At 63.6% G+C, this 25039-nt stretch carries 23 protein-coding genes; 14 read left to right on the top strand and 9 right to left on the bottom strand.

Annotation, left to right across the window (positions count from 1 at the left end; genetic code table 11):
• Nucleotides 1-2 precede the first annotated feature (2 nt).
• The 7 genes from fliF to H6851_14205 all read right to left on the bottom strand — a co-directional run bounded on the left by fliF (nt 3) and on the right by H6851_14205 (nt 7899).
• Complete coding sequence (gene fliF / locus H6851_14235; GenBank protein ID MCB9944764.1) at nt 3-1829, bottom strand: flagellar M-ring protein FliF; 1827 nt, start codon at nt 1827-1829, stop codon at nt 3-5.
• A 237-nt stretch (nt 1830-2066) separates the two neighbouring features.
• Nucleotides 2067-2342 carry a DUF1153 domain-containing protein gene (locus H6851_14230; protein ID MCB9944763.1) on the bottom strand — a complete coding sequence of 92 codons (276 nt, stop codon included), beginning with the start codon at nt 2340-2342 and terminating at the stop codon, nt 2067-2069.
• A 134-nt stretch (nt 2343-2476) separates the two neighbouring features.
• The gene (gene flgE / locus H6851_14225) at nt 2477-3796 is read right to left on the bottom strand and encodes a flagellar hook protein FlgE (protein ID MCB9944762.1); all 1320 of its coding nucleotides are present in this window, start codon (nt 3794-3796) and stop codon (nt 2477-2479) included.
• A 79-nt stretch (nt 3797-3875) separates the two neighbouring features.
• Nucleotides 3876-4550: a hypothetical protein gene (locus H6851_14220; protein MCB9944761.1), complete on the bottom strand. Its 675-nt coding sequence runs from the start codon at nt 4548-4550 to the stop codon at nt 3876-3878.
• 13 nt (nt 4551-4563) lie between these two features.
• Nucleotides 4564-6303, bottom strand: a complete 1740-nt coding sequence (locus H6851_14215; protein ID MCB9944760.1) for a flagellar hook-length control protein FliK — start codon at nt 6301-6303, stop codon at nt 4564-4566.
• Between the two features lie 231 nt (nt 6304-6534).
• Entirely contained in the window at nt 6535-6951 is a 417-nt protein-coding gene (gene dksA, locus H6851_14210) for an RNA polymerase-binding protein DksA (protein MCB9944759.1), read from the bottom strand.
• 177 nt (nt 6952-7128) lie between these two features.
• Nucleotides 7129-7899, bottom strand: a complete 771-nt coding sequence (locus H6851_14205; protein ID MCB9944758.1) for a HesA/MoeB/ThiF family protein — start codon at nt 7897-7899, stop codon at nt 7129-7131.
• A gap of 141 nt (nt 7900-8040) precedes the next feature.
• On the opposite strand from H6851_14205, the gene H6851_14200 reads away from it, so the two are divergent.
• From H6851_14200 to H6851_14180, 5 genes are all read left to right on the top strand, one after another.
• A complete protein-coding gene (locus H6851_14200; GenBank protein ID MCB9944757.1) occupies nt 8041-8328 on the top strand; it encodes an EscU/YscU/HrcU family type III secretion system export apparatus switch protein in 288 nt (95 codons plus the stop codon).
• A gap of 37 nt (nt 8329-8365) precedes the next feature.
• Nucleotides 8366-8737, top strand: coding sequence for a hypothetical protein (locus H6851_14195; protein ID MCB9944756.1), 372 nt, complete (start codon nt 8366-8368; stop codon nt 8735-8737).
• Between the two features lie 24 nt (nt 8738-8761).
• The gene (locus H6851_14190) at nt 8762-9040 is read left to right on the top strand and encodes a flagellar biosynthetic protein FliO (GenBank protein ID MCB9944755.1); all 279 of its coding nucleotides are present in this window, start codon (nt 8762-8764) and stop codon (nt 9038-9040) included.
• Nucleotides 9037-9795 carry a flagellar type III secretion system pore protein FliP gene (fliP, locus tag H6851_14185; protein ID MCB9944754.1) on the top strand — a complete coding sequence of 253 codons (759 nt, stop codon included), beginning with the start codon at nt 9037-9039 and terminating at the stop codon, nt 9793-9795. The genes H6851_14190 and fliP overlap by 4 nt, the downstream gene beginning before the upstream one ends.
• Nucleotides 9796-9870: 75 nt before the next feature.
• Nucleotides 9871-11271 (top strand): FAD-binding protein, encoded by a 1401-nt coding sequence (locus H6851_14180; protein MCB9944753.1) that lies wholly within the window; start codon nt 9871-9873, stop codon nt 11269-11271.
• A gap of 52 nt (nt 11272-11323) precedes the next feature.
• Here H6851_14180 and H6851_14175 read toward each other — a convergent pair whose 3' ends face one another.
• Nucleotides 11324-12160 (bottom strand): histone deacetylase, encoded by an 837-nt coding sequence (locus H6851_14175; GenBank protein ID MCB9944752.1) that lies wholly within the window; start codon nt 12158-12160, stop codon nt 11324-11326.
• Between the two features lie 267 nt (nt 12161-12427).
• On the opposite strand from H6851_14175, the gene rfbG reads away from it, so the two are divergent.
• The 9 genes from rfbG to H6851_14130 all read left to right on the top strand — a co-directional run bounded on the left by rfbG (nt 12428) and on the right by H6851_14130 (nt 22247).
• The gene (rfbG, locus tag H6851_14170; GenBank protein ID MCB9944751.1) at nt 12428-13576 is read left to right on the top strand and encodes a CDP-glucose 4,6-dehydratase; all 1149 of its coding nucleotides are present in this window, start codon (nt 12428-12430) and stop codon (nt 13574-13576) included.
• Nucleotides 13557-14363 (top strand): NTP transferase domain-containing protein, encoded by an 807-nt coding sequence (locus tag H6851_14165; GenBank protein ID MCB9944750.1) that lies wholly within the window; start codon nt 13557-13559, stop codon nt 14361-14363. The genes rfbG and H6851_14165 overlap by 20 nt, the downstream gene beginning before the upstream one ends.
• A gap of 1 nt (nt 14364) precedes the next feature.
• Nucleotides 14365-14928, top strand: coding sequence for a dTDP-4-dehydrorhamnose 3,5-epimerase family protein (locus H6851_14160; GenBank protein ID MCB9944749.1), 564 nt, complete (start codon nt 14365-14367; stop codon nt 14926-14928).
• Entirely contained in the window at nt 14925-15908 is a 984-nt protein-coding gene (locus tag H6851_14155) for an NAD(P)-dependent oxidoreductase (GenBank protein ID MCB9944748.1), read from the top strand. Before H6851_14160 ends, H6851_14155 begins: the two co-directional genes overlap by 4 nt.
• 89 nt (nt 15909-15997) lie before the next feature.
• Nucleotides 15998-16951: a glycosyltransferase family 2 protein gene (locus H6851_14150; protein ID MCB9944747.1), complete on the top strand. Its 954-nt coding sequence runs from the start codon at nt 15998-16000 to the stop codon at nt 16949-16951.
• A gap of 2 nt (nt 16952-16953) precedes the next feature.
• Nucleotides 16954-18081 (top strand): glycosyltransferase family 4 protein, encoded by a 1128-nt coding sequence (locus H6851_14145; GenBank protein MCB9944746.1) that lies wholly within the window; start codon nt 16954-16956, stop codon nt 18079-18081.
• Nucleotides 18078-19919 carry a hypothetical protein gene (locus H6851_14140; protein MCB9944745.1) on the top strand — a complete coding sequence of 614 codons (1842 nt, stop codon included), beginning with the start codon at nt 18078-18080 and terminating at the stop codon, nt 19917-19919. The genes H6851_14145 and H6851_14140 overlap by 4 nt, the downstream gene beginning before the upstream one ends.
• Nucleotides 19894-21006 (top strand): glycosyltransferase family 4 protein, encoded by a 1113-nt coding sequence (locus H6851_14135; GenBank protein MCB9944744.1) that lies wholly within the window; start codon nt 19894-19896, stop codon nt 21004-21006. Before H6851_14140 ends, H6851_14135 begins: the two co-directional genes overlap by 26 nt.
• The gene (locus H6851_14130; GenBank protein MCB9944743.1) at nt 21003-22247 is read left to right on the top strand and encodes a lipopolysaccharide biosynthesis protein; all 1245 of its coding nucleotides are present in this window, start codon (nt 21003-21005) and stop codon (nt 22245-22247) included. The genes H6851_14135 and H6851_14130 overlap by 4 nt, the downstream gene beginning before the upstream one ends.
• Before the next feature lie 36 nt (nt 22248-22283).
• Here the strand turns inward: H6851_14130 and polA are convergent, their stop codons facing one another.
• Nucleotides 22284-24998 carry a DNA polymerase I gene (gene polA, locus H6851_14125; GenBank protein ID MCB9944742.1) on the bottom strand — a complete coding sequence of 905 codons (2715 nt, stop codon included), beginning with the start codon at nt 24996-24998 and terminating at the stop codon, nt 22284-22286.
• Nucleotides 24999-25039: the final 41 nt, after the last annotated feature.

The raw sequence follows: 25039 nt of genomic DNA, 5'->3' as shown, positions 1-25039 counted from the left end.
TCCTACTCCATCTGCAGCCAGCTGCGGATAACCCGGATGGCATCTTCGGGACGATTGTTGATGACGTCGGCGACCTCGTTGATCAGGGCGAGTTTCACCTTGCCCCGGACATGGGTCAGGTGAACGGCCTCGTCCTCGTCGACCTCCTCGTCCGGATTGCCTGAACCCTTGCGTCTCGGATGATCGCCATCGTCGGTTTCGGGCTCGCTGTGGTGTTCGAGCATTTCCGGCTCGATAGGCGTTCCCTGGCGCAGGACCACCGGTCGGCCATGCTCGTCGACGGTGATGGTCGAGCCGGTGGCGGCGTGAACCAGGAGGGGCTTGCCGTCACGGCCCATGATGACCGAGGTCGCCTCCTTGTTCGGCGAGATCCGGTTCTCCGGCACGATCCGCTTGAGAGCGGGCCGGATGCCCAGGAGAATGACCAGCAGGGCGGTCAGTGCGATCATGCCGAGTTCGCCGAAGCGCATGTAGTCAGCCTTGTCGAGCGACAGGAAGCCCTCGTCCTCGATCGGCTCGACCTCGGGAACCACGAAGCGCCGGCTGATCACCGATACGCTGTCGCCGCGTTCGTCATCGAGACCGGCAGCCGAGCGCACCAGCGTCTCGAGCTCGTCGAGTTCCTGCTGCGAACGTGGCTGGTAGACCTGTGTCCCGTCCGGACCCGCCTGGTAGATGCCGTCAACCTGGACAGCGACCGATATCCGCTTGATCTGCCCGCCTCGGCGTGTCTGGCTACGCACCGTGCGCGAGATCTCGTAATTGACTGTCTCTTCGGTGCGATTGGAATTTTCGGACGATGTGGCCGCATCGCCCTGAGCCTGCGCGGTCGGCAGATTGCCGGCGACGCTCACGGTCCGGTTGGGTCTTTGATCGGTGGAATCACTCTGTTCATCGACCGTCTGGGTGCTGCGCGCCACCTGGCTGTTGGGGTCGAAGGTTTCTTCCGTCGTCGAAATCTCGTCGAACGTCAGCTCCATCGCGACTTCGGCATCGACCCGGCCGACACCGACACTGCGTTCGAGCAACTGGACAATCTTCTGCTTGATCCGCTGTTCCTGCGAGCGGCGATAGGCATCCTCTTCATCGAGGGCATAGGATTGCGAGCCTTCTTCATCGCTGCGCGCGAGAAGGTTGCCCGAATCATCGAGTACCGTGACCTGACTGGCGCTAAGCCCCGGAACGGCCGCCGCAACCAGATTGCGGATTGCATCGATCTCGCGTCCCTCGAGGACATGCCCGCCACGCATCGACACGAAGACCGAAGCCGTGGGCTTGTCGGCATCGCGCTGGAACAGCTGGCGCTTCGGCATGACGATATGGACACGCGCCGCGCGGACGGGCTTCAGGCTGCCGATGGTCCTTGCGAGCTCTCCTTCGAGCGCGCGCTTGAGGTTGACATTGGATAGAAAATCGGTGGTTCCGAAACCGGAGCTCTCGTCGAAGATCTCGTAGCCGACGACCGCCCCGCCCGGCAGCCCTTCCTCGGCCAGGGACATGCGCAGACGCAGCGCCTGGTCCTCGGGCACCATGATCGCATCGCCGTTGGGCGTCAGCTCGTAGCTGACGCCGAGCGCCTCGAGCTTCTGCACGATGGCCTGGCTGTCGCCAATCTCCAGCCCCGAATAGAGCAAGGTCATGCGCGGTTCGAGCGCCCGGCTCCCGAGGAAGGCAAGGAAGGCGAAAAAGGCGAGGAAGACGAGACCGATCGCGACAATGCGGGACGGGCCGAGCATGCGCAGCTGCTCGACCAGCGTCGGCGGGGCGTCGGCAAGCAGGGGCGCCACCTCCTGCCCGCCATCGGCCAATGCTTGAAGCTCTTCTGCCATCGCCGCCCGGTTGCTCCTCGAAAACACTCCGGCAAAAACCGGCTGTTTCGGGAGACTAGTGCAGCGCTACTGAACAAAACGTTAACAGCCGCAACCCGCTGGAACCACTCCCTCGCCGGGTTCGGCCCGAACCGGCCCCTTTGAATGACATTTCAGGCAGGAAGAGACGACGCATCAGCGTTCATCACCATTGTCGCGGTCGCTGGCCTCCCATGCAGCCATTGCCGGACGAAAGCCTCATTCGCGAAACTCCTGCAACCTGGTCACGCGCAGCCCACCCATTCCATGGCGGTCGATCGCCCGCTCCCAGGAGGAATATTCCTCCGCCGATATATTGTATCTCTCGCAGGCCTCCTCGAAGGTCAACAATCCAGCCCGGACGGCCGCCACGACCTCGGCCTTGCGGCGCGCCACCCAACGACGGGTGTCGGGAGGGGGCAAGGTTTCGAGGCTGAGCAGCGTTCCATTGGGTCCGACGACCGAAGTCGGGCGGTCACACTCAGTGTCCGACATCAGGGTTCTCCATCAATAACAGATCGATTACTGTCGATTCTTTCATCGAGCCATTTTGACCCTGTAACTTTTAAATCGGCACTAACGGGCATGGTAAAAAGAATTTATCCATAACTCGTCCCTTCCTTTATTCATCAACGACTGATCTGGATAAGCTCATCCAACATGTCATTCGTCGTCGTAATGACACGGGCACTTGCGGAATAAGCTCTCTGGGTGATGATCATCTTGGTGAATTCATCGGCGAGATCGACATTTGCGGCTTCGAGGGCACTCGTCGCCAGACGACCGGCGCCACCCGATCCAGCAAACCGGAGGTTGTATTCACCCGATGCATCGGTCTGGGAAAATACATTGCCCGATCGTGGATCGAGCGCTGACGGATTGGCGAAGGTGGCGATCGGCAGTCGATAGAGACGGCGTTCCTCGCCATTGGTGAACGAGGCGACCACATAACCTTCCTCGTTGATGCTGACGCCGTTGAGTTCACCCACCTCGGCACCATTCTGCAGCACGAAAGCAACATTGGTGGGGCTGGCAAACTGGGTGAGGCCATCGACCTCGCCGATGCTACCGAAGTCGAAGGAAATCGTGCTGGGATCGGCACCCGATGCAACCGACCAGGTGATGTTGGCATCAGTGATCGTGTTGGCCAGCGGCGTGCCACTGCCATCGAACGTGATCTGCCCGGAAGTCACCAGGCCATCGGGGGCGACGACATCGGCCGGATCGGTGGCATAGATCTCGACCTCCCAGACATTGGGAGCCGTCTTGAGGAACCCCATGGTCAGGTTCTGCGGCCGGCCCAGGCTGTCCCAGACCTGGATCTTGCGCGAAAATTGCGGCTCCACACCGCCACTGGCCATGTTGACGGAGCCGGCGGTGGCCAGCGTGGCATCATAGGGCGGAACATTGCCGTACTCGGTCTGATCGGCATCGAGATTGGCACCGATCTCGACATTCGTGGTCGACGTGGCGAGACCGTTGACGATCGCCACATTAACCGTTTCGAGCTTGTTGATGTCGATGATGTCCTCATTGGCATCAAGCGCCCAGCCCTGCAGGTAGAAACCGCTGGGCGTCACGAGATTGCCGAGGTAGTCGGGATTGAAGGCGCCTGCCCGCGTGTAGAGCTGCTCGCCGCTGATGGCGTCGGCGGTCGGTTCGGAATTGACGACGAAGAAGCCGCCACCGGAGATGGCCGCATCGGTCGCCGAGGACGAGGACTGGATCAGTCCCTGGCGAGTGACATCCGCCTGCGCGAATGAACGCACGCCGCCGGGCGAATAGGATGTCGGAGACTGGCTCCCGGTGACCAGGCTTGAAAAATGCGCGGCCGTTCCCTTGTAGGCAGTCGTATTCACATTGGCGATGTTATCGGAAATCATCCCCATCGACTTGCTCTGCGCCGAGAGCCCGGAAACACCCGCAAACAGCGATCCGAACAGACTCATTTCTCATTCTCCAACTTTATCAACCGATTGAGGCCCGCCCGCTGTCCGGACGGTCTTGTGTTATTGAAGCACCCCCGCCTCAGGCAGCGGCCGATGTGCGAACGGCAAGGACGCTGTCGATGCTGAACGGAGCTCCGTTGACCAGAAGCTTGGGTTCACCATCGATGGTCTCGATGGCATCGACGATGCCGTGACCGCGTGTGGCGATGGTGAGTGGATCGCCATTGGCATCGATTCCGGATGCCTCGATGCGATAGGCGCCGGAGGGTAACCGCTCGTTGCGCTCGGAAAGGCCATCCCAGGTGACGGTCTGCAGTCCCGATTCCGCGGGTCCGGCAAGCTTGCGGACAACGTTGCCGGATTCGTCGAGGACACTCACCGACACGTTACCGGTACCATCGGGGATATCGATGGCAAAGCTGGCCGATCCGCTGTCGGCAAGCTCGACATTGCCCCCTTCGATCTCGACCTCCCGGCCCAGGTACGACATGGCGGCGTTGGTCATGTTCGAACCCATCAAGTCGATCAGTTTCTCGAGTTGACTGTTCGTCTCGATGGCCTGCTCGACCGAGGAGAACTGGACCAGCTGGGAGGTGAACTTTTCCGCATCCATCGGACTGAGCGGGTCCTGCTGCTGCAATTGCGTGGTCAGGAGCGAAAGGAAGGTGTCGAAATCGCCGGCAAGGGTATTGCTGCTCCTTGCAGCCTTGCCGGTTCCGGCCGTCGAGGTCGAATTGAGGGTGCTGACGTCCAAGTTTCCCGCCTTTCTATATCGTTAGGTCATACAAGCCGTTGGTCACCAGAACCGGCATGGCCACCGCCGCGGCCGAAACCGGCGTGGCCTCCTTGGGCAGCTCGTCCAGATGACCGGCAAAGCCGCCTCGCTGCTCGCGATGTCCATGGCCGCCCTGCTGGCCGTTGGAACGGTTCTGCTGCATGGCGAGGTCGAGACCGTTGTCGACCGCCAGGCCATGCTGACCGAGCAACCTTTCGAGATGCCGGGACTCCCGCTGCAGCAGGTCGAGGGTCTCCGGGCGTTCGACGGATATCGACACCGAGACCTTGCGTTCATGGTCGAAGGAGACATCGATATCGACGCCGCCGAGTTCCTCGGGATGAAGCTGGATCCGCAGGCGGCCGACACCGTCCTGGGTCGCCTGGACAAGTTGCTGGGCGATCTGGACGGAGGGAGGCAGTGGCAACTGCGTCCGGGCGTAGACCCGTTCGGCATGCAATGCTCCACTCTCGCGTACGGGGCGAAATTCCCCCAGGTCGAAATCGACGGCATCGGGACTGTCGGCCGTTTCGTCGACGGAGGTCCCGGCAACGGGATCACTGGCTTCAGGAGAGAATGCCCGCATCCATCCGGTACGCTCGACCGGCACCTCGGGCACATAGGACGATCCCGCCGAATGACCGGACATGGTCGAGACGACAGCGCCGCTTGCCGGCGGCAACCTGTCCACGACCATCGACATGCGCTCGCTGCGGGTCGGCAGTTCGGCCATCTGAACGGGTCTTGTGTCGACGTGGCTCACTGCCGGTATCGGACGTACCGGGCCGCCACGCTCGTCGCGTAACGGTGCGACGGCAGACACGGCCGTGGGGACGACGGTCGGCGATGTCCCGGCCGCAAGCGCAACGGGTGCCGAATCGTCGACCGCCGGAGCGGCCGGCACTGGCTGCTGTACGATGCGGGTATCGGACGGCTGCGACGAAGCCTTGATCGCCTCCGGCAACCCGGAAATCATCTCGACCTCGGGATCACCGACGATGAGGTCGTTCAGCGGAACCACAACATCGCCGCCACGCGCCGTGGTTGACGGCGATATGTTCATGCGGGCGACAATCGCCATGTCGGTAACGGACGTGGCATCCCCCGCCGTGTCGGCCCATGCCGTCTCGACGGGATTTCCTCCGGTATCGAAGGATACCGGCGGTTCGGTCAACGACTGCTGCGGACCGTCAGGCAGTGCCTGGTCGACCGCCGCGGGCACCTGCACCATCGGTGTTCCCACTGTCGTTGCGACGGTCGCTGGGGCCGCGACCGGCAAGACGGAGTTCGCCAGAAAGCGGGTCCGCAGCGCGTCGACCGTCGAAACCACCGGGTTACCGACAACACCTGCCACCAATGGCGGTTTCGTCGGGACAATCTCGTTCGGATGCGCACTCCCTGTGTCGGGCGCATTCATCGCATCCCCGACATCCGCTGCAAGTTCTCCCATCGCCTGCGGGAACAAACCGGGGGCACGGTCGAGGATTGGCGGCCGGCCGGCGGCGGCAGGGGTATCGGTGTCAACCACGGTGTCAAGCGGCAGGCCGGCCGACAGGTTGCCCGCACCCGCGAGCGAATCGGCGTTGGCGCTGGTATCCGCCACCCTGCCCGGGTTGATGAGCAGGTTGGCGAACAGCATGGCAAGGAGAGGATCGGCCGCGGCCGCCTCCCCTTGAGGCATCCGACCGGCCAGCGACCTTGAACTGACTTGGCTGATGGCGTTTTCTGACATGCCCGCACCGTCAGCAAGGAGCGTGCCAGATCCCGTTTCAGGGGTCTTGGAGCGACCGGCGTGCCAATGAACGCCAATTCAACCGGAAATTTTTGCCGGGTTGCCGGTCATTCTTGCCGGGCTACAATACTCGACACCCGGACACACATCGGGAACGATGCCCGTCTTCAAACACATCACGATGTGTGGCGGCCACGCCCGACATGACATCGTCGAACGCGGCCGGTGGAATTATTCGTCGCGATAGGCGCGCTCGCGCTTCTCGTGCTTTTCCTGAGCCTCGATACTGAGTGTCGCAATCGGCCGTGCCTGGAGGCGACGAACACCGATGGGCTCCATCGTGTCCTCGCAATAACCGTAGCTGCCATCCTCGATCCGCTCGAGAGCGGCTTCGATCTTGCTCAGCAGCTTGCGTTCACGATCACGCGTCCGCAACTCGAAGTTTCGCTGGGCATCGGCCGAAGCCCAGTCACTTGCATCCGGAAGGCGATTCTCTTCCTGCTGGAGTTGCTTGAGGGTGGCACCCGAACCCTTGAGGATCTCGTCACGCCATTCGTTGAGCTTGCGCCGGAAATACTCCACCTGACGCGGGTTCATGTAGGGTTCGTTTTCACTGGGGGTATACGTTTGGTCAAAGACTTCGGACATCGCCAATCTACCCTGAACACGAGCCGCCGAAACGGTTCCATCGCCCATTCACGGTCACGACCGTGATCTCGTCGCCCCCTTACAAAACAGCGACGCCACGTGCAACCTCGCTTTTTCGGATGGCATCCTATTGAGCAACATATCGGGAATGACCACTCCTCAATAATGCCGCCTTTGTCATAACGTCTCGTTCAGCTTGCAGCTGCCTTCGCAACGCTGCCGGCGACGAAGCCGCATAGGCATCAAATCGCACGATAACGCATCATAATGCATCATTCTGCCGGACAACCCCTCCAGTCCCAGCAACTCCTTGATCACCTCGGTGGCCTGCAGGGAACCGATCACGCCGGCGGCACTGCCGAGGATGCCTCCCTGCGCGCACGTCGGCAGCACGTCATCGCCGGGCCGTTCGTCCATCAGGCAGCGCATGCACGGATGCGGAGGCCCCAGATAGGCCTTGTAGGTGGTCAGTTGTCCGTCGAGCCCCTGCACGGCCCCGCTCACCAGCGGCTTGCCGGCAGCCATGGCCGCATCGTGAACCAACAATCGCGTCGCGAGGTCGTCGCAGCCGTCGGCAACGATGTCGTAAGCGCCGATGAGTTCGGCAGCGTTGGTTTCGTCCAGCCTCAGGTCATGCCCGATGATCTGCACGAGCGGATTGAGGGCATGGATGCGCCGACGCACGGCTTCGACCTTGCTGCATCCCTGATCTGCGGACGCAAACGCGATCTGGCGCTGCAGGTTGCTCTCGTCGACCCGGTCGAAGTCGACCACGCCGATACGGCCAATTCCGGCAGCCGCCAGATAGAGGAGCAGCGGCGAGCCCAGCCCGCCCGCACCGATCACCAGCACGCCTGCCGCCATCAGCCGCTCCTGACCGATCCCGCCGATCTCCGGCAGGACGATCTGGCGGGCATAGCGCCGAAGCTCGCTCTCGCCCAATGCCATCGCCCGTCCTTCCCCATCACCCGTGCACCGGATCGCCATCCGCGGCTTCCGGCCTTTCGTCAACATGGCCGTTAAGCATTCGTTAAGCATGTTGCGCTAACGTCGTCATCATGACGGACAGGTCAACATGACGGTAAGGCCATGGAGTCATCGCACGAAATCGCCATAGCCCTGCGCTATGACCGCGAGTCGGGCACGCTGCCCTATGTCACGGCCAAGGGACGCGGAGCGATCGCGCGCCAGATCCTCGCGGTCGCCCGCGAGGAGGGTATCCCCGTTCGCAAGGATGCCGATCTCGCGGCCCTGCTCGAAAAGCTCGACATGCAGAGCCCCATCCCCGTGGCGGCCTTCGCTGCCGTGGCTGAAATCCTGGCTCTGCTCTACCGCACAAATTCGGCCGCTGCCAGCGAAAGGCAGCACCGGCCATGATCACGGAACCGGAGGCGATCGGCAAAGGCATGAGGGCATGAATACCAATGATCGGAGACTTTCTCCGAATGAAGATGATTGCCTCGAAAGGCTGCAAGCTCTCCTCGCCAGCACGGCCGAGCTTGGCCGCCGTACCCGCAACGGCGAAACCATCGAGCTCGACGGCATTCTCGAAGACATCAGGCGCCTGATGCCCGAGATCACCGGACTCGGCGACCCGGCGCGCGAGATGGCCCAGCGCCCCCTGTTCGCCCTGCTCGAAGAGGTCAACACGATTGTCGAATATCTCGATCGCGAATGCACCCGGGCCCGCAACGAGGTCGAGAATGCAACCACGCGGAGACAGGCTTCGGCTGCTTACGGCAGCCGGGTCATAGCCTTCCCGCGCGGCGCACGGGAGCACGATTGAGTGGCCGTCGACAATCTCGACCTGATGCGGTCCGTCGCGGCCCTCGTCGTCGTGCTCGGCCTGCTGCTGCTCCTGACCTGGGCAGCTCGCCGCTTCCTTCCCAATCTCGGGGAGCGGCAGACAGGGCGGCGTCTCGGCATCGTCGAGATGCGGGCACTCGACACACGCCACCGCCTCGTCCTTGTACGGCACGATGACCGTGAACACCTGCTGGTGCTGGGCCCCGGCGGAGCCACCGCGCTGCCAGCCCCTTCAGGCAGCCCGGCGCCCTCGCCGACCACGACCGATGGATCGGCGGCATGACCCTTCGCACCCTTCCCGGTTCGCGCCTGTGCATGGGTCTGGCCATGCTGGCGACGCTCATCTTCTGGAGCGCTCCCGCGGCAGCCCAGTCGATCAGCATCGACCTGGGCGAAGGGGGATCGGTCAGCGGGCAGATCATCCGCCTCGTCCTGCTCATCACCGTCCTCAGCCTTGCACCCTCGATCCTGGTAATGGTGACGTCCTTCACCAGGGTGGTGATCGTCCTGTCGTTCCTGCGTACCGCGCTGGGGTTGCAGCAGACCCCGCCCAACGCCGTGCTGGTGAGCCTTGCCCTGTTCCTCACCCTGTTCATCATGACACCCACATTCGAGACAGCATGGAATACGGGAATTTCTCCGCTGATTGAAAATCGGATGGATGAAATGGAAGCCTTCGAGAAGGCCAGTGCCCCGTTCCGCACCTTCATGCTCCAGCAGGTCCGCGAAAAGGACCTCGGGCTGTTCTATGACATCGCCAAGCTGCAGCCGGTGGAGAACGCGGAATCCACGCCCCTTCGCGTCCTCGTGCCGGCCTTCATGATCAGCGAACTGCGCCGGGCCTTCGAGATCGGCTTTCTGGTCTTCGTCCCGTTTCTCGTCATCGACATGGTCGTGGCCTCGATCCTCATGTCGATGGGCATGATGATGCTGCCGCCGGTGATCATCTCCCTGCCGTTCAAGATTGTCTTCTTCGTCCTTGTCGATGGCTGGTTTCTCGTCGTCGGCAGCCTTGTGCAGAGCTTCCAGCCCGGCTGACGCCCCTTTTCCCTGCCCTGTCCGCGCCCTAGACTGCGAACATCGCTCGATAGTCGGATCTGTGGGAGGAATGGCATGAGCAGGACGGTGCACAAGGACGAAGATCGACATGCGGCGGCACTTGCCGAACTGGACGGGATCCTCGGCGAAAGGTTGAGCCGGTCGCTGTCGGTACGCGAGCACCACGGTCATGGCGAAGGGCACCACGGCAACTGTCCGCCCCCCGATGCCGTGGCCTTCGCTCGCACGACCGAGGAAGTTTCCGCGATCGCGAAGATCTGCAACCGGCACTTGATGCCCATCATTCCGTTCGGCACGGGCACCTCGCTGGAAGGCCATGTCGAGGCCCTGCATGGCGGCCTGTGCATCGACCTCTCCGGCTTCGACCGGATCGTCGAGGTTTCCCCCGACGATCTCGACTGCCTCGTGGGTGCCGGCGTCACACGCAAGCAGCTCAACAACCACCTGCGCGACATGGGCCTGTTCTTCCCGGTCGATCCGGGCGCCGACGCGAGTATCGGCGGCATGGCGGCGACCCGTGCTTCCGGTACCAATGCCGTGCGTTACGGCACCATGCGCGAGAGTGTCCTCGGACTGACGGTGGTGCTGGCCGACGGCCGCATCATCAAGACGGGTGGCCGGGCAAGAAAGTCATCAGCCGGATACGATCTCACACGGTTGTTTATCGGCTCGGAGGGAACGCTCGGCATCATCACCGAGATCCGCCTGCGGCTGTTCGGAATCCCCGAGCAGATCGCTGCGGCCGTGTGCAGCTTTCCCACCATCGAGAATGCCGTCGAAGCGGTGATACAGACCATCCAGATCGGCCTGCCGGTGGCCCGCATCGAGTTGCTCGATCCGTTGCAGATGCGCGCCTGTATCGAATATTCGAAGCTCCACGACATGACCGCCGCCCCGACCCTGTTCTACGAGTTTCACGGCAGTGAAACGGGTGTCGGGGAAAACTCCGAAACCGCCCAGGAAATCGCGGAGAGCTTCGGCGGCAGGAATTTCGAATGGGCCGTGCGCCCGGAGGATCGCAACCGCCTGTGGCAGGCCCGCCACGACGCCTATTACGCGGGTCTTGCCCTGCGCAAGGGCTGCATGGCCTGGCCCACCGACGTCTGCGTGCCGATCTCGCGGCTTGCCCGGTGCATCCACGAGACCCGTACCGACATCGAGGAAAGCGGCCTGCTCGCTCCCATCGTCGGCCATGTCGGCGACGGCAATTTCCACGTGCAGTTCCTCATCGATCCTGGCGACCCCGCCGAGCTCGAAAAAGCGCGTTTCCTCAACAAGCGGCTGGTGCGACGGGCGCTGGCGATGGGGGGCACCTGTACCGGCGAGCACGGCATCGGCCATGGCAAGATCGACAGCCTCGCCGAGGAACATGGCGACGCCGTTCAGGTGATGGCGACGATCAAGCGGGCACTCGACCCGAACGGCATCATGAATCCGGGCAAGATCATCGGCTGATGCGGCGGCATGCAACCGTATCCATCGGCATGCAGGCAGCGGCGAACCGGCCTCATCCGAGATCGCGGGCGACCTCGTGGAGCACGGCATGGCGGGCGACGACCTCCTCGATGTCCTCGCCATAGCCTCCACCGACCACGCAGACCAGCGGGATACCCGCACCGCGGACCGTACGCAGCACCGTCTCCTCGCGTGCGCGCAGTCCGGCATCGGTGAGCGCCAGACGGCCGAGCCTGTCGCGCTCATGCGGATCGACGCCGGCATTGTAGAAGACGATGTCCGGACGCAACCCGGCGATGAGCGGTCGCAGCAGCCGGTCCAGGACGGCGAGATAGTCGTCGTCGCCACAGCCCGGATCCAGCGCCAGATCGAGATGCGAGCGCTCCTTGCGCGCCGGGAAGTTGGTGCGGCAGTGCATCGAAAAGGTGAAGACCGACGGATCGCCCCGCATGATCGAGGCGGTCCCATCGCCCTGGTGAACGTCGAGATCGATCACCAGCACCCGGCGCACCTGCCCCTCGCTCAGCAGGACCCGGCTGGCGACGGCGACGTCGTTGAAGACGCAAAACCCGCTGCCGGCATCGGCAAAGGCATGATGACTGCCACCGGCGAGATTGCAGGCCATGCCGTGTTCAAGCGCCAGGCGTGAGGCGAGCACCGTGCCGGCCACCGCCGCGCGGGCCCTCAGCGCCACCTCTTCGTTCATCGGCAGGCCGAGCCGCCGTTCGGCTGCGGGGTCCAGCCGCTGTTCCAGTACGGCCGTGACATAGTCCTGCGTATGGGCGAGCTCCAGCCAGCCGCGCGGGGCTGGTACCGGCCGGTAGCGGCAGCATGGATCGGCCAGCCCCTTGCGGATCAGCAGGGCCAGCAACCTCTCGAACTTCGGCATGGGAAACCTGTGCCCGCGGGGCAGACGGGGTGCATAGGCCGGGTGGTAGACGAGCGGTGGGCGCAAGGTCGGCCTCGCATGGCGATGGTCTGGTGCGGTGGACGAACGCTACCGCCACCGCAGCCGATGTGAAACCTCCACGACACACAAGCCTTGTCCAATGGGCGACGGATTCGTTTTGAATCCGTTAAAAAATCGCGTATAAGTTGAAATTGACAATAGCTCGTCTTCTTTCGGGATAGATGCTTCAAAGGGACCAACGGACTGATGATCGATGTCAACCGGACATTCTGGCTGAACCGGCGCGTGCTCGTCACCGGGCATACGGGCTTCAAGGGGACATGGCTTTCCGCTTGGCTCGCCGATCTCGGAGCCGATCTCATCGGGTTCGGTCTGCGCCCCACCGTTCAGGGAACACTGCACCGTTCGGCGGGCCTGCAGGGCCGGATGGATACGATCGAGGCCGATATTCGCGACCGCGACACCCTGGAACAGGCGATTGCCAGTCGCGAGCCGGAAATCATCTTCCATCTCGCCGGCCAGCCCCTCGTGCTGGCCGCGTTGAAGAACCCCGTCGACACGTTCGACATCAACACCATCGGCACGCTCAACCTGTTGCAGGCTGCCCGGCGATCGCGCCGGTTGAGGGCAATCGTCGTCGTCACCAGCGACAAATGCTACGAACCGCGCAAGGAGGCCTGCCGGGAAGGTCACCAGTTGGGCGGCATCGATCCCTACAGCGCCAGCAAGGCCTGCGCCGACATCATTGCCTCAAGCTACCGGCGCTGCTTCCTGACACCCGAGGACGGCATCGGCCTCGCCACCGCCCGTGCCGGCAATGTGATCGGTGGCGGCGATTTCAGTCACAACCGGCTCCTGCCCGACCTCGTCCGGGCGGCACGCAGCGGCCAGCCCGTCATCCTGCGCAATCCGGACGCGGTACGCCCGTGGCAGCATGTCCTCGATGCGCTTCAGGGGTACCTGATGCTGGCCGAGGCGGCAGCGACCGACCCCGCGTCATATTCAGGCCCATGGAATTTCGGGCCATCGGAACGAAACGAATGCTGGCCGGTGCGTCAGGTCGCCGAATATGTGACCGCGGTCCTTGGCGGCAGTGTCGATATCCGGCCACGACAGGACAGCCTGGAATCGCCGGTTGTCCGGCTCAATGGCGAAAAGGCGAGGCGACAACTGGACTGGACGCCGAGACTGGATACCGGAAGTGCGATCAGGCTCGCCATCGATGGTTATCGCCGGTTGCTCGACGAACCGCAGAGCGATTGGCTGATCGAGCAGATCCGCCATTACGAATCGCTGGACGGAACGCTGGTCGACCTGCCCGCGGCCAGCATCGCCGCCAGTTCTGTCGCCGACATTTCGGGAACGGGGGCAAGCTATGCCATCAAGCCTTCCTGAGCGCATACCCGTTTTCATTTTGTGCGGCGGACGCGGCACCCGGATGGGAGAGCTTGCCGCAGGGCGTCCCAAACCCATGGTGGAGATCGATGGCGAACCGCTGCTGTGCCACCTGATGCAGGCCTATGCGCGCTTCGGCTTCAGGCGGTTCATCCTGTGCACCGGTCATCGCGGCGACGTGATTTCCAGCTATTTCATGAACTATCCCGTGGCTTCACAGGATTTTACCGTGGATCTGGGCAATCGGAGCATATCCTTCCACCAGACGGACCGATTGCCCGACTGGCAGGTGACGATTGCCCACACGGGCAGCGACAGCATGACCGGTGCCAGGGTCGCGCGCGCGGCGGCACGCTATCTCGACGCGGAGGAGACCTTCGCCGTGACCTATGGCGACGGCCTCACCGACGCCGATCTCGGTGCGGAGATGATCTTCCATTTGGTTCATCGACGGATCGGCACCGTTCTCGCCGTCAATCCCACGTCGAGCTACGGTGAATTTCGCGTCGCCACCAATGGCATGTCGCACTTCATGGAAAAGCCCCGGCTGGATGACCGCTGGATCAATGGCGGGTTCTTCTTCTTCCGTCGGCAGTTCCTCGACTATCTGAGCTGCGATCCGGACTGCGTCCTCGAACGCGAGCCGCTGCAACGCCTGTCGGAACAGGGTGAACTCGCCCTGTTCCACCACGAGGGTTTCTGGTCGAGCATGGACACGCCGAACGATCATGAACGCATGAACGCCCTTTGCGAAGGCGGTGCCCGCCCCTGGCTCGGAGCCCGCTGAGATGCGCGTGCTCGAACAGCCCATGGCAGGCGTCTACCTGCTGGAACCGGAAGCGCACCACGATGAGCGGGGGCGCTTTTCCCGGTGCTTCTGCGTGGAGGAACTGGACCGGCTCGATGCCAATACCGGTATCGTGCAGGCCAATATTTCCCACAGTCATCGATGTGGAACACTGCGCGGCCTGCACTACCAGCACCCCCCGTTCGCCGAGACCAAGTACGTGCAATGTGTATCCGGTCGCATACACGACGTGGTGCTCGACCTTCGTCCCCGCTCGGCGACCTTCCGCAAGTGGTACGCGGCCGGACTTGATGACCGGAATGGATGGATCATGGTGATACCCGAGGGTTGTGCGCACGGATTCATGACACTGGAAGAAGATTGCGCGGTGCAATATTTCGTCACGGCACCCCATGCACCGCAGCATGAAGCCGGCGTGCGCCATGACGATCCGGCCTTTGCCATACGATGGCCGATGGCGCCGCGTGCGATTTCGGCGCGCGATGCGTCGCACCCGCTGTTCGATGAGCGGGTCTCCCCCATGGGAGAGACTTGCCCGGCATGAGCCGGATCCTGCTCACCGGAGCAAGTTCGTTCACCGGTTGCTGGCTGGCCGAGGCGCTGGCGCGTCGCGGTGCATCCGTCGTGGGGCCCCTTCGTGGAACCCTGACCGATGGCGACAGACTTCGAAGCTGGAGAATCGAGAAGGCGGCACGACATGCAAGGCTGGTCGAATCCGCTCCCCTGGGCAGTCATCGCCTCCTCGGGATCGTCGAACGGGAGGGACCTTTCGATCTCGTTTTCCTGCATGGTGCCGAAGTGGGAAATTTCCGATCGATTGACTATGACCCACTGGAGATGGCCCGCCGCAACACGGCCGGAATCGATGCGCTGCTCGACGCGCTGGCACGGCAGGGCTGTCGCCGGATGGTCGTCACGGGCAGCCTGTTCGAGGCCGACGAGGGGCGCGGCGACGGTCCGCGCCCGGCCATCGGTGCCTATGGCCTCGCCAAGACACTGAGCTGGCAGGCCATGCGCTTTGCCGGCGAACGCCGCGGCTTCGCCGTTGGCAAGGTGATCATCCCCCATCCCTTCGGGCCTCTGGAAAAACCCGGGCTGGTCAGCGAACTCATGCGTCACTGGATGCGGGGCGCTCCCGCACCGGTCCGACACATGTCCCGGGTTCGCGATTTCATCCCGGTGCAGATCCTCGCCAGCGCCCAAGCGAACTTCGCCCTGACCCTGCCGGACCTTCAGGGGATGTTCCGACTGGCGCCCAGCGGCTTTGCGGAAACTGTCGGCAGTTTCGCGACGCGCCTTGGCGATGCGGTTCGGCCGCTTGTGGGCAGCGCCTGCGCACTCGAATGCGCGCCCTGCCCTTCAGCCGCCCATGCCGATGACGACGAGCCAGCAGAGCGGATCAACGGCGATGGGCTGGTCGATCCCGGTGCACCGGAAATGCCCGCGATCTGGGCGTCCATCGTCGAATTCTACACCAGGTTGCAACAAGCTTCGATGGACGGCATTTTATCAATTAAAAGTTGAATTTAGTACAAGAACCGATCAGGTTGGAGGTGGGTTTTCATCGCGGTCAGGCATCTTATCCTTCGGGGCCGAAAAAAAGGGACTGGATCATGCCCGTGATCTCGCCGACCATTGGTGTCTGCATCATAACATATCGCGCGCGTGATCTCCTTGAGGGGTGCATCACGCCGTTGCGCCAATCCCCGCTCAACCCGCGCATCCTGGTGGTCAATTCGACCTCCAACGACGGGACGGTGGAGCGTGCCCTTGAGCTTGGCGCGGAAACATGGGTGATCCCGCGCGGCACGTTCAATCACGGTGCAACCCGCGAAGCTGCGCGCAAGCGCCTGGGTACCGACCTCGTCGTCATGATGACGCCCGACGCTCATCCCCTCACCCATCATTTTCTCGCCAAGCTCCTGCGACCACTGGCCGAAGGCAAGGCCGACATGGCCTATGCCCGCCAGCTTGCGCGGGCCGAGGCCGATCCGATCGAACGCTTCATCCGCGACTTCAACTATCCCGAATTTGGTGGCGTGCGCTCGCTGGCGAGCCGGGAGCAGCACGGCAATTACAACCATTTCTGCTCCAACAGCTGTGCTGCATGGCGACAACGCGCACTCGACGCCATCGGTGGCTTCAAGCCGACGCTGGTCAGCGAGGAAACGGTCGCGGCCTGCGAACTGCTCGAAGCCGGGCGCAGCATCGCCTACGTTCCCGAAGCCATCGTGGTCCATTCGCATCCCACCGGCCTGTGGAACGATTTCCGCCGGCAGTTCGACGTCGGCTACAGCCGCGCCCAGTTCAGCGACCTGCTCCTCGCACGCGGCAAGGATGAGAGCCGCGGAATGGAGTTCCTGCGGCAACTGATCGAGCACCTGGCCATCGAAAGGCCGACGCTCATACCCTACGCTACCCTTCATACGCTCGTTCGTTATCTCGGCTACCGGATGGGCATGGCCGGCCATCGCCTGCCGCACCGGCTCAATGCCTGGCTGAGCAGTCAGGATTTCTTCTGGCAGAACCGCGAGATCGCCCCCGAGGCCCGGGGTGAGAACGCCTGACCATGCGCATCGCCTTTGTCACCAACAACCGGTTCCCGGCGCGCGAGGGTATCGCCCGCCATCTGACGGAGATCACCACGCGGCTCGACCGGCGCGGTGTCGAGTGCATCGTCCTGTCGCCGGGCAGCCGCTTCGGCCGATGGCAGCAGGACAGGGACGGCAGCACCGCGCACCTGCGCTATCCCTACTGGAAGCTGCGGCCGTTTCACCACGCCATGATCCGGCGGATGCTGCAACGCTGGATCGACGAGGGTGCAGGTGATGCCGATATCATTCACGCGCATCTGCCGCTCATTCCGCCCATCGACACCGACAAGCCGTTATTTGTCACGTTCCACAGCCCGCTGCTGAGCGACACGGCGGCCATTCCCGAAAGGGATGTCCGTGCCAGACTGGTCCGGCTGAATGCCCGACTGGTATCGGCGGGATATGAACAACAGCACATCGACCGTGCAAGCCGGATCATCGCCGTCTCCGACGGCGTGGCCAGCGAGCTCGACCGTCATTACCGCTGCCCGCGGGCATCGGTCGAAGTCATCACCAACGGTGTGGACAGCCGCTTCTTCGGCTTCAGCCCCTGCGACCGCCGCAGTCGTCACCTGCTCTATGCCGGTCGCATCGGTTACCGCAAGGGGCTGTTCCGCCTGCTGGATGCGCTGGCCCTGCTGAAGGATCCGCGCATCCGCCTCGAAATCGCCGGCGAGGGGCCGCTGGAAGGCAGGCTGCGCAATCATGCGAGACAACTCGGCATCGCCGAACGGGTCAACTTCATCGGCTTTCTCGACCGCAACCAGTTGCGCGAGAAGCTCAAGCGCGTGGCCTGTCTCGTCAACCCGGCCGACTACGAAACCGGGCCCCTGACCGTGCTCGAAGCCATGTCGGCCGGCACGCCGGTCCTCTCCACCGCCACCGGGCTGGTGGGCGAGATGGGGCCGCACGCCCCCGTGCTGCTGACGGACATGACCGCTCTCAGCCTCGCCCAGGCGGTGGAACGGATCCTTGTCCATCCGGCCGAGGCGCGAGACCGCGCACTCGCAGCAAGACGCCTGATTGACCAGCGTTTCGACTGGGAACGGGTGACCGACCGGCTCCTCGGCCTGTATCGCTGCAACGAGCTGCGCGCGGCATGAGGCACAGGCGTGCCAGTCTTCCCGACAGGGCCGACACGGTCATCGTCATCTTCGGCTTCACTGCCGACCGGCTGCGTCGCCAGCCATGGTTCACTGCCGATGGCATGGCCAGCGGGCTCGCCGCCCTCGGCGAAAGCGTGGTCGTCCTCACCGACGCGACCGCCATGGCCGAGGGGCGGCCGTTCACCGTCCACCGGCTCGACCGGCTGTTCCGTCGCGGCAGGGCCACGATGGAACTCGATTTCACCATACAGAAGCTGGACCCCCGCAGGGTCATCATCATCACCGGGGTCATGGCCCTGATGATGACACGCCGCTTTCCCTGGACCCATGACACGACGATGCTCATGGCGAGTCCGCGCCTCCACCCCAGGGAAGTTCTCTCTCCCGGTATCGCGTTCCTGTGGCGTGAACGCAGGCTGGTGCTGCGCCCTCTGTTGAACAGCCTGGTTCCGGGATTTCTGCTGGCTGCCGGCTACCGGCGTTCGGGCGCGCGGGCGCTGCTCTATCTGAGCAGGGCCGCCCAGAGCCGCTTCACCCGGGCAGGACTGCCGTTCGGGCGCCATCTGCGTCCGCAGGTTCACCCCTTCCCTCCGGTTTCTCCCGACCCCGGCGGCTACCGCCCGCAGACGATCTGCTATCTGGGTCCGCCGCTGGCCCTCCGCGGCGCGGTGCTCGCCCTCGAAACGTTCGAGCGCGCGGTCGGCCGCGGCCTCGAAGCAGGATTCCTCCTGCTGTTGCGACCTGATTGCGATCGGGAGGTCATGGCCGCCTATCTCGCCCGCGTGGAAAGGAGCCCGGTGCGCCGGTTGATCGACTGTCGGGTCGGCATGCTCGACGATACGGCACTGCGCAACGCCGTGCGGCAGGTCGATGTCCTGTTGCTGCCATTTCTCGCTCCGGTCTCGGATGTGCCTCTCGTCATTCTCGAAGCGGGTCTGGGCGGGAGGACCGTGGTGACGCTCGACACTCCCGGTGTGAGCGAATATGCGAACGAGCTGGGCGGCATTGTCGTCGGCAGTCCGGACCGGCTGCCCGACGCGCTGATCCATGCAACACGGAGCCGCAGCCGCCCCTGCATCGATCCGGACAAATGGCGCGGCTGGAAGTCCGAGGTCGAAAGCCTCCCCGCACCACGTCCCCGGTCCATCGGCGATCTGGCCATGATCGCCCTTTGCGGTGCCGATGGCTGTGGCAAGACCTGTCTTTTGCGGCACCTTGAAATCCACCTGGGTGCCGAAGGCGTCCCGACCGTGCATGTCTGGAGCCGATTTCGCAATTATCTTTCCAAGCCGCTCCTGGCATTGGCGAGACTTACCGGACACAACCGCAGGGAAACCATCGGCGACACGGTGACCGGCTATCACGACTTCGCCGGGCGGGCATGGCTGGCACTTCCCTTCCTGGTCCTTCAGGTCATCGACAGCCGGCTCGATCTGGCCATGCGCTACCGCCGGCGGGGTGAGCGGATGGTCCTCGCTGATCGCTGCATCTTCGACACATTGGTCGATCTCGCCATCGACACCGGCCTGGACCGGTTCGTGATCGAGCGGATCGGGCCGCGTCTGGTGCGTCACCTGCCACGACCGAACATCACCATTCTCGTTCGACGCGACCCGGAAGCTGTCCGCCGCGACAGGCCGGATGCGCTGGCCGATCGCAATCATGAACGGCGGCGCGAACTCTACGATCGACTGGCCGCCTTCTTCGGCCTGGCGATCATCGACAACGACGGCACGCCGGACCAATCGGTGGCCGAAATTCTGAGACTCGCCGGGTTGGGCGGCGGGTCATCTTCCAGGGGCAAGGTCCGTGATCTACGTTTTCTACAACAATGACCCGTTGGCGCAGGATCTTGGCGGCGGAGCCGAGCATTTCCGCGGTCTGCATCGAGCCTTGTTGAAATCGGGGCTGGAATTCCAGCTTGTCGCCGCGCGCATGCAGGACGTCCGCGACGCTCCGAACATCCACTACATCTCGCGCGGATCGAACTTCCTTCGCTACTATCTCGCACTGTGGCGATGGTTCTGGACCCGCCGCCGCGACTTTCGCGCGGGCGATGTGTTCCACTTCCACCGCAACTACGCCGCCTGGCCGAAGCTGACCTTCTGTCCCGGCACCGGCCGGGTCCTGATCAGCTACCACAATGTCACGGGCCAGGTGCTGCAGGGCTGGCTCGGCAGCCTCGCCTCGCCGATCCGCAAGTTCATGCTGATGTTCGAGCGACGCGTCACGTCGCTGGCCGATGCCATCGTCTGCGTCAGCGACCGCGACCGCGAGACGCTCGCGAATATCGTGGTCCACGAGCCCTTCGAGCGTGCCGGGGTGATCCCCGCCACCTATGACGAGGCCCTGTTCGGCCATGACGAGAACAGGCCCCCATCGCCAGGGCTTGCCCACGACATCCTGCTGCTGGGCCGCATCAGCCATCAAAAGAACGTTCCCCTGGCCATCTCGGTGGTCGAGCGGCTGCGGGCGCTCGGTCATGATTTCCGCCTGACGATCGCCGGAGACGGCGAGGACAGCCGGCAGCTCATCCGCCGCATCGCCGAGAGCCCGGCCAGCGCCCACATCAAGTGGGTCGGCTGCGTGCCGCACGATGAGGTGCCGGCGATCATCCACCACCATGGCATGCTGCTGCTCACCAGCCGCTACGAGGCATCTCCGACGGTCGTCAAGGAAGCCCTGCGCTGCATGCGGCCGGTGGTCAGCACCGATGTCGGCGATGTGCCGGACTGGATCGAGGAAGGGCAGACCGGCTTTATCTGCGATGCCGACCCGATCTCGCTCGCCGAAGGCTGCCTGCGGGCCGCCGCCATGATCGGGAACGGTACCTACAGGAGCACCGACCGCATCGACGATCTCAGCGAGGATGCGATCATGACGAGGGTCATGCAACTCTATCGTCGCCTTCAAGCGGTGTGAACCTTCCCCACCTCTGGTCGGTCGCCACGCTGACAGGCAGCCGGGTCATGGCGATGATGCTCAATCTCGTCGCCATGACCGTGATTGCCCGCAGTCTCGGTCCGCACGAGCTCGGCATATGGTCGATCATGCTCGCCCTGCATGCCTATGGCGTGCATCTGGGCGAATTCGGCCTGCGATCGGTCGTGACGGCCGAAGCGGGCTACGTCGGAGGGGCCTGTCGTCACCTCATCGCGAACTACCTGTCGCTGAGACTGTCGATCAGCGGCATCGTGTTCGTCATGGCGATCGTCGCCTCGGCGTTCATGCCGCCCGACATGCGCCTTGCCGCCGTCGTCATGGCAGCGAGCCTGTTTGCGGTGTCGCTGCAACTCGACTGGATCGCACTCGCACGCAACCACGCCATCGAGGCGGGCCTGCTGCTGCTGGTACGACCGCTGGCGATGCTCACCCTCACCATGCTGGTCTCCGGTCTCGAACATGCCAGCTCGGTAGCGATGATCTTCACGGCGAGCTGGTCTCTCTCCGCATTGGTTTCCTCGATCACGCTACGCGCTCCGCCGCCGGCCGCCGCCGAACTGTTGCGCGCCCCGACCCTGCTGCATCTCGGGCTGCCATTGATGGCGTCCACCCTGATCTCGCAGGCACAGGCCAATCTCGACCTGCTGTTCGTCGGCTATGCCTTCGGCACCCGGGAGGCCGGATACTACTATCTGGCGACGGCCATCGTCACCGCCGCTCTTGTCCCGGCCAATGCGATGGGCCAGCTCGCCATGGCCAGGCTGGCCCCGCTGCGGGGACAGATGGACGTGTTCCGCCGCCGCCTCGCCCGCGAGCTGGGACTGGCAGCCTGCCTTGCCCTGTCGGGAGCGGCCGCCCTCGCCCTCCTCGGCCCCTTCCTGCTGCCGATGATCTTCGGCAACGCCTTTGCACCGGCGGCCGGACCGATGCTGTACCTGCTTCCATGGCTCGTCCTGGCCAGCCTGACCAGCGTCACGCAGGGCGCGCTCATAGCGATACGCAGGCAGAAAACCGTACTGTGGGCCAATATCGCCATGCTGGGAATGCTGGCACTGGCGCTGCCACTGGCCGGCCGCAGCGGTCTGCTCGAAGCCTTTGCCATCAGCCGCGCGGTCGCCGAATGCACACGGCTGGCCATGCTGCTCGCGCCGATGCTGGCCGGCACCATGCCAGAATCGGCATCCACACCCACGGAGCAGCCGGTCGGGGCAGGAAGGTAATGCTTGCCCCCTCTTTCACCCCTGTCCGGGCCGTCCTCAGTGAGCGGCATCCCAGCTCGGACCGTGGCCGACATCGACCACCAGCGGAACGCTCAGCGATGCCGCCCCTTCCATCACCGAACGCACGAGGTCTTCCAGCGCCGTCAGTTCATCGTGCGGCACCTCAAGCACCAGTTCGTCATGGACCTGCAACAGCAGCCGGGTGTCCATCTTCTCGCGTTCGAGCGCATGCGCCACGTGGATCATCGCCCGTTTCATGATGTCGGCAGCCGATCCCTGTATCGGCGCGTTGATCGCCTGCCGTTCGGCATAGTTGCGCCGTGTCGGCAACTTGGCGTTGATCTCGGGGACATGGCAGCGTCGGCCGAACAGGGTGGTCACATATCCCTGCTCGCGCGCCGTCGCCTTGGCCCGCTCCATATAATCCTGCACTCCGGGATATTCTTCAAAATAGGCATCAATGAAGGCCTTCGCCTCCTTTTGCGGGATCCCCAGCCGCTGTGCGAGACCGAACGCTCCGATACCGTAGATGATCCCGTAATTGATCATTTTCGCCGAACGGCGAAGATCGCTACCCACTTCGTCCAGCGGCTTCCTGAACATGCGTGCCGCCGTCACCCGGTGAATGTCGGTATCCTTCGCAAACGCATCCTTGAGGGCGTCGATATCGGCCATGTGGGCCAGCACCCGCAGCTCGATCTGGGAATAATCCGCGGAAACCAGTGTAAAACCCTCCTCAGGCACGAACGCCTCGCGGATCTTGCGCCCTTCCTCGGTACGGATGGGTATGTTCTGGAGATTGGGTTCAGTTGAGGACAGTCTGCCCGTGGAGGTCGATGCCATGGCGTAGGAAGTGTGGATCCGGCCGGTTGCCGGCGAGATATCGGCGACGAGGGCTTCGCTGTAGGTACGGGTGAGCTTCTGCAGCTGCCGCCAGTCGAGCACGACCTGCGGCAGTTCGTGACCGCCTGCCGCCAGCGCCTCCAGCACCTCCGCCCCCGTCGCATAGGCCCCGGTCTTGGTCTTCTTGCCGCCCTCGATGCCCATCTCGTCGAACAGCACCTCGCCCAGCTGCTTGGGCGATCCGATGTTGAAGGTATGGCCGACAAGCGCCATCGCCCGCTCTTCCAGCTCGGCCATGCGCTGGCCGAACAGCGAGGACAGCTGCTGCAGATGGGCCCGGTCGACCTTGATCCCGGCAAGCTCCATGCGCGTCAGGATCGGGACCAGCGGCCGTTCGAAACGCTCGTAGAGCGTGACCATGCGTTCTTCCACCAGTCTCCGTTTGAGGATTTTCCACAAACGGAGAGCCACTTCGGCGTCCTCGGCGGCATAGGGGGCGGCCTTTTCCAGCGGCGCTTCCGTGAAAAGGATCTGCTTCGCGCCCTTGCCGCAGACCGACTCGTACGTGATCGTGTGGTGTTGGAGATGACGTTCGGCCAGTTCGTCCAGCCCATGACCGTGGCTGGCGCCATCGAGAACGTAGGACAGCAGCATGGTGTCATCGACCGGCGCGATGGCGATACCGTACTTGTCGAGCACGCCGGCGTCGTACTTGGCGTTGTGGGCGATCTTCAGGACCGACGGATCGGCCATCACCGGGCGCAGCCGGTCGAGGACAGCCTCCAGTTCGGGCTGGCCGCCGACCTTCTGGCCGAACTCGTCCACATGCCCGAGCGGCAGGTAGTATCCGCGCCCTTCCTCCACACTAAGGGAAATTCCCGCAAGCTCGGCCTCGACGATGCGCAACGACGTGGTTTCGGTATCGAAGGCCAGATGACCTGCCTCGCAAGCCTTCTCGATGAGTGCATCGAGTTCGGCCATGTCCGTCATGGCCGAATACACCGCACGGCCGGCCTGCTCCCTGCGGTCGCTCTCCGCCTGGTCCGCCACCTGCTCGATCCGGCCGATCAGGCTGCGGAAGCCGTTCTCCTGGAAGAAGGCGAGCAATGTCGACGGGTCGGGATCGGCCCGGCCGATCTCATCGAGCCCGACCGGCAACGGCACATCCTCGCGCAACGAGACCAGATCGCGCGACAGCCTCGCCATGTCCGCATGCTCGATCAGGTTCTGCCGCCGTTTGGGCTGCCTGATCTCGCCGGCACGCTCCAGCAGGCTTTCGAGCGACCCATATTCGCCGAGCAACTGGGCTGCGGTCTTCACGCCGATACCAGGCACACCGGGTACATTGTCCGACGTGTCACCGGCCAGGGCCAGACAGTCGCGGACCAGTTCGGGACCGACGCCGAACCGCTCGACGACCTCTTCGGGGCCGATGGCCTTGCCCTTCATCGGATCGAACATGGCGATACCGTCGCCAACCAGCTGCATCAGGTCCTTGTCCGAGGAAATGACCACGACCTCCTGACCGCGTTCGCGGGCGGCCCGCGCATAGGTGGCGATCAGATCGTCGGCCTCGAATCCCTCCAGTTGCACCACGGGAAGCCCGAAGGCCCGCCCGGCATCGCGCACCAGCGGGAATTGCGGCACCAGTTCCGGCGGCGGATCGGTACGATTGGCCTTGTATTCGGCATAGAGTTCAGTGCGGAAGCTGCGTCGGCTGGCATCGAACACGACGATCATGTCATCGTCGGGCCAGTCCTGCATGAGCTTGAAAATCATGGAGGAGAAGCCGAAGACGGCATTTACCGGCGTTCCGTCCGGCCGCGTCATCGGCGGCAGGCCGAAGAAGGCGCGAAAGATGTATCCCGATCCATCGATCAGGACGAGTTTCTTGCGTGATTCGCTCATGTGCCGAACCTAGCAGCGTATGAGGAGGATGACGACAGCTG

It is taken from the genome of Geminicoccaceae bacterium (assembly GCA_020638465.1).
Classification (GTDB): domain Bacteria; phylum Pseudomonadota; class Alphaproteobacteria; order Geminicoccales; family Geminicoccaceae; genus JAGREO01.
The sequence above is the reverse complement of the archived record's forward strand: the minus strand, read 5'-3'. Positions and strand labels throughout refer to the sequence as shown.

What these genes read in the sequence shown, in the direction of transcription:
- H6851_14175 (MCB9944752.1), bottom strand. Translation starts at nt 12,160, where the DNA reads ATGCCGAAGTTCGAGAGGTTGCTGGCCCTGCTGATCCGCAAGGGGCTG.
- H6851_14155 (MCB9944748.1), top strand. Translation starts at nt 14,925, where the DNA reads ATGAGCCGGATCCTGCTCACCGGAGCAAGTTCGTTCACCGGTTGCTGG.
- dksA (MCB9944759.1), bottom strand. Translation starts at nt 6,951, where the DNA reads ATGTCCGAAGTCTTTGACCAAACGTATACCCCCAGTGAAAACGAACCC.
- H6851_14145 (MCB9944746.1), top strand. Translation starts at nt 16,954, where the DNA reads ATGCGCATCGCCTTTGTCACCAACAACCGGTTCCCGGCGCGCGAGGGT.
- H6851_14195 (MCB9944756.1), top strand. Translation starts at nt 8,366, where the DNA reads ATGAATACCAATGATCGGAGACTTTCTCCGAATGAAGATGATTGCCTC.
- H6851_14215 (MCB9944760.1), bottom strand. Translation starts at nt 6,303, where the DNA reads ATGTCAGAAAACGCCATCAGCCAAGTCAGTTCAAGGTCGCTGGCCGGT.
- H6851_14165 (MCB9944750.1), top strand. Translation starts at nt 13,557, where the DNA reads ATGCCATCAAGCCTTCCTGAGCGCATACCCGTTTTCATTTTGTGCGGC.
- H6851_14230 (MCB9944763.1), bottom strand. Translation starts at nt 2,342, where the DNA reads ATGTCGGACACTGAGTGTGACCGCCCGACTTCGGTCGTCGGACCCAAT.
- polA (MCB9944742.1), bottom strand. Translation starts at nt 24,998, where the DNA reads ATGAGCGAATCACGCAAGAAACTCGTCCTGATCGATGGATCGGGATAC.
- H6851_14200 (MCB9944757.1), top strand. Translation starts at nt 8,041, where the DNA reads ATGGAGTCATCGCACGAAATCGCCATAGCCCTGCGCTATGACCGCGAG.
- H6851_14150 (MCB9944747.1), top strand. Translation starts at nt 15,998, where the DNA reads ATGCCCGTGATCTCGCCGACCATTGGTGTCTGCATCATAACATATCGC.
- H6851_14205 (MCB9944758.1), bottom strand. Translation starts at nt 7,899, where the DNA reads ATGGCATTGGGCGAGAGCGAGCTTCGGCGCTATGCCCGCCAGATCGTC.
- fliF (MCB9944764.1), bottom strand. Translation starts at nt 1,829, where the DNA reads ATGGCAGAAGAGCTTCAAGCATTGGCCGATGGCGGGCAGGAGGTGGCG.
- H6851_14140 (MCB9944745.1), top strand. Translation starts at nt 18,078, where the DNA reads ATGAGGCACAGGCGTGCCAGTCTTCCCGACAGGGCCGACACGGTCATC.
- H6851_14180 (MCB9944753.1), top strand. Translation starts at nt 9,871, where the DNA reads ATGAGCAGGACGGTGCACAAGGACGAAGATCGACATGCGGCGGCACTT.
- rfbG (MCB9944751.1), top strand. Translation starts at nt 12,428, where the DNA reads ATGATCGATGTCAACCGGACATTCTGGCTGAACCGGCGCGTGCTCGTC.
- H6851_14160 (MCB9944749.1), top strand. Translation starts at nt 14,365, where the DNA reads ATGCGCGTGCTCGAACAGCCCATGGCAGGCGTCTACCTGCTGGAACCG.
- flgE (MCB9944762.1), bottom strand. Translation starts at nt 3,796, where the DNA reads ATGAGTCTGTTCGGATCGCTGTTTGCGGGTGTTTCCGGGCTCTCGGCG.
- H6851_14190 (MCB9944755.1), top strand. Translation starts at nt 8,762, where the DNA reads ATGCGGTCCGTCGCGGCCCTCGTCGTCGTGCTCGGCCTGCTGCTGCTC.
- fliP (MCB9944754.1), top strand. Translation starts at nt 9,037, where the DNA reads ATGACCCTTCGCACCCTTCCCGGTTCGCGCCTGTGCATGGGTCTGGCC.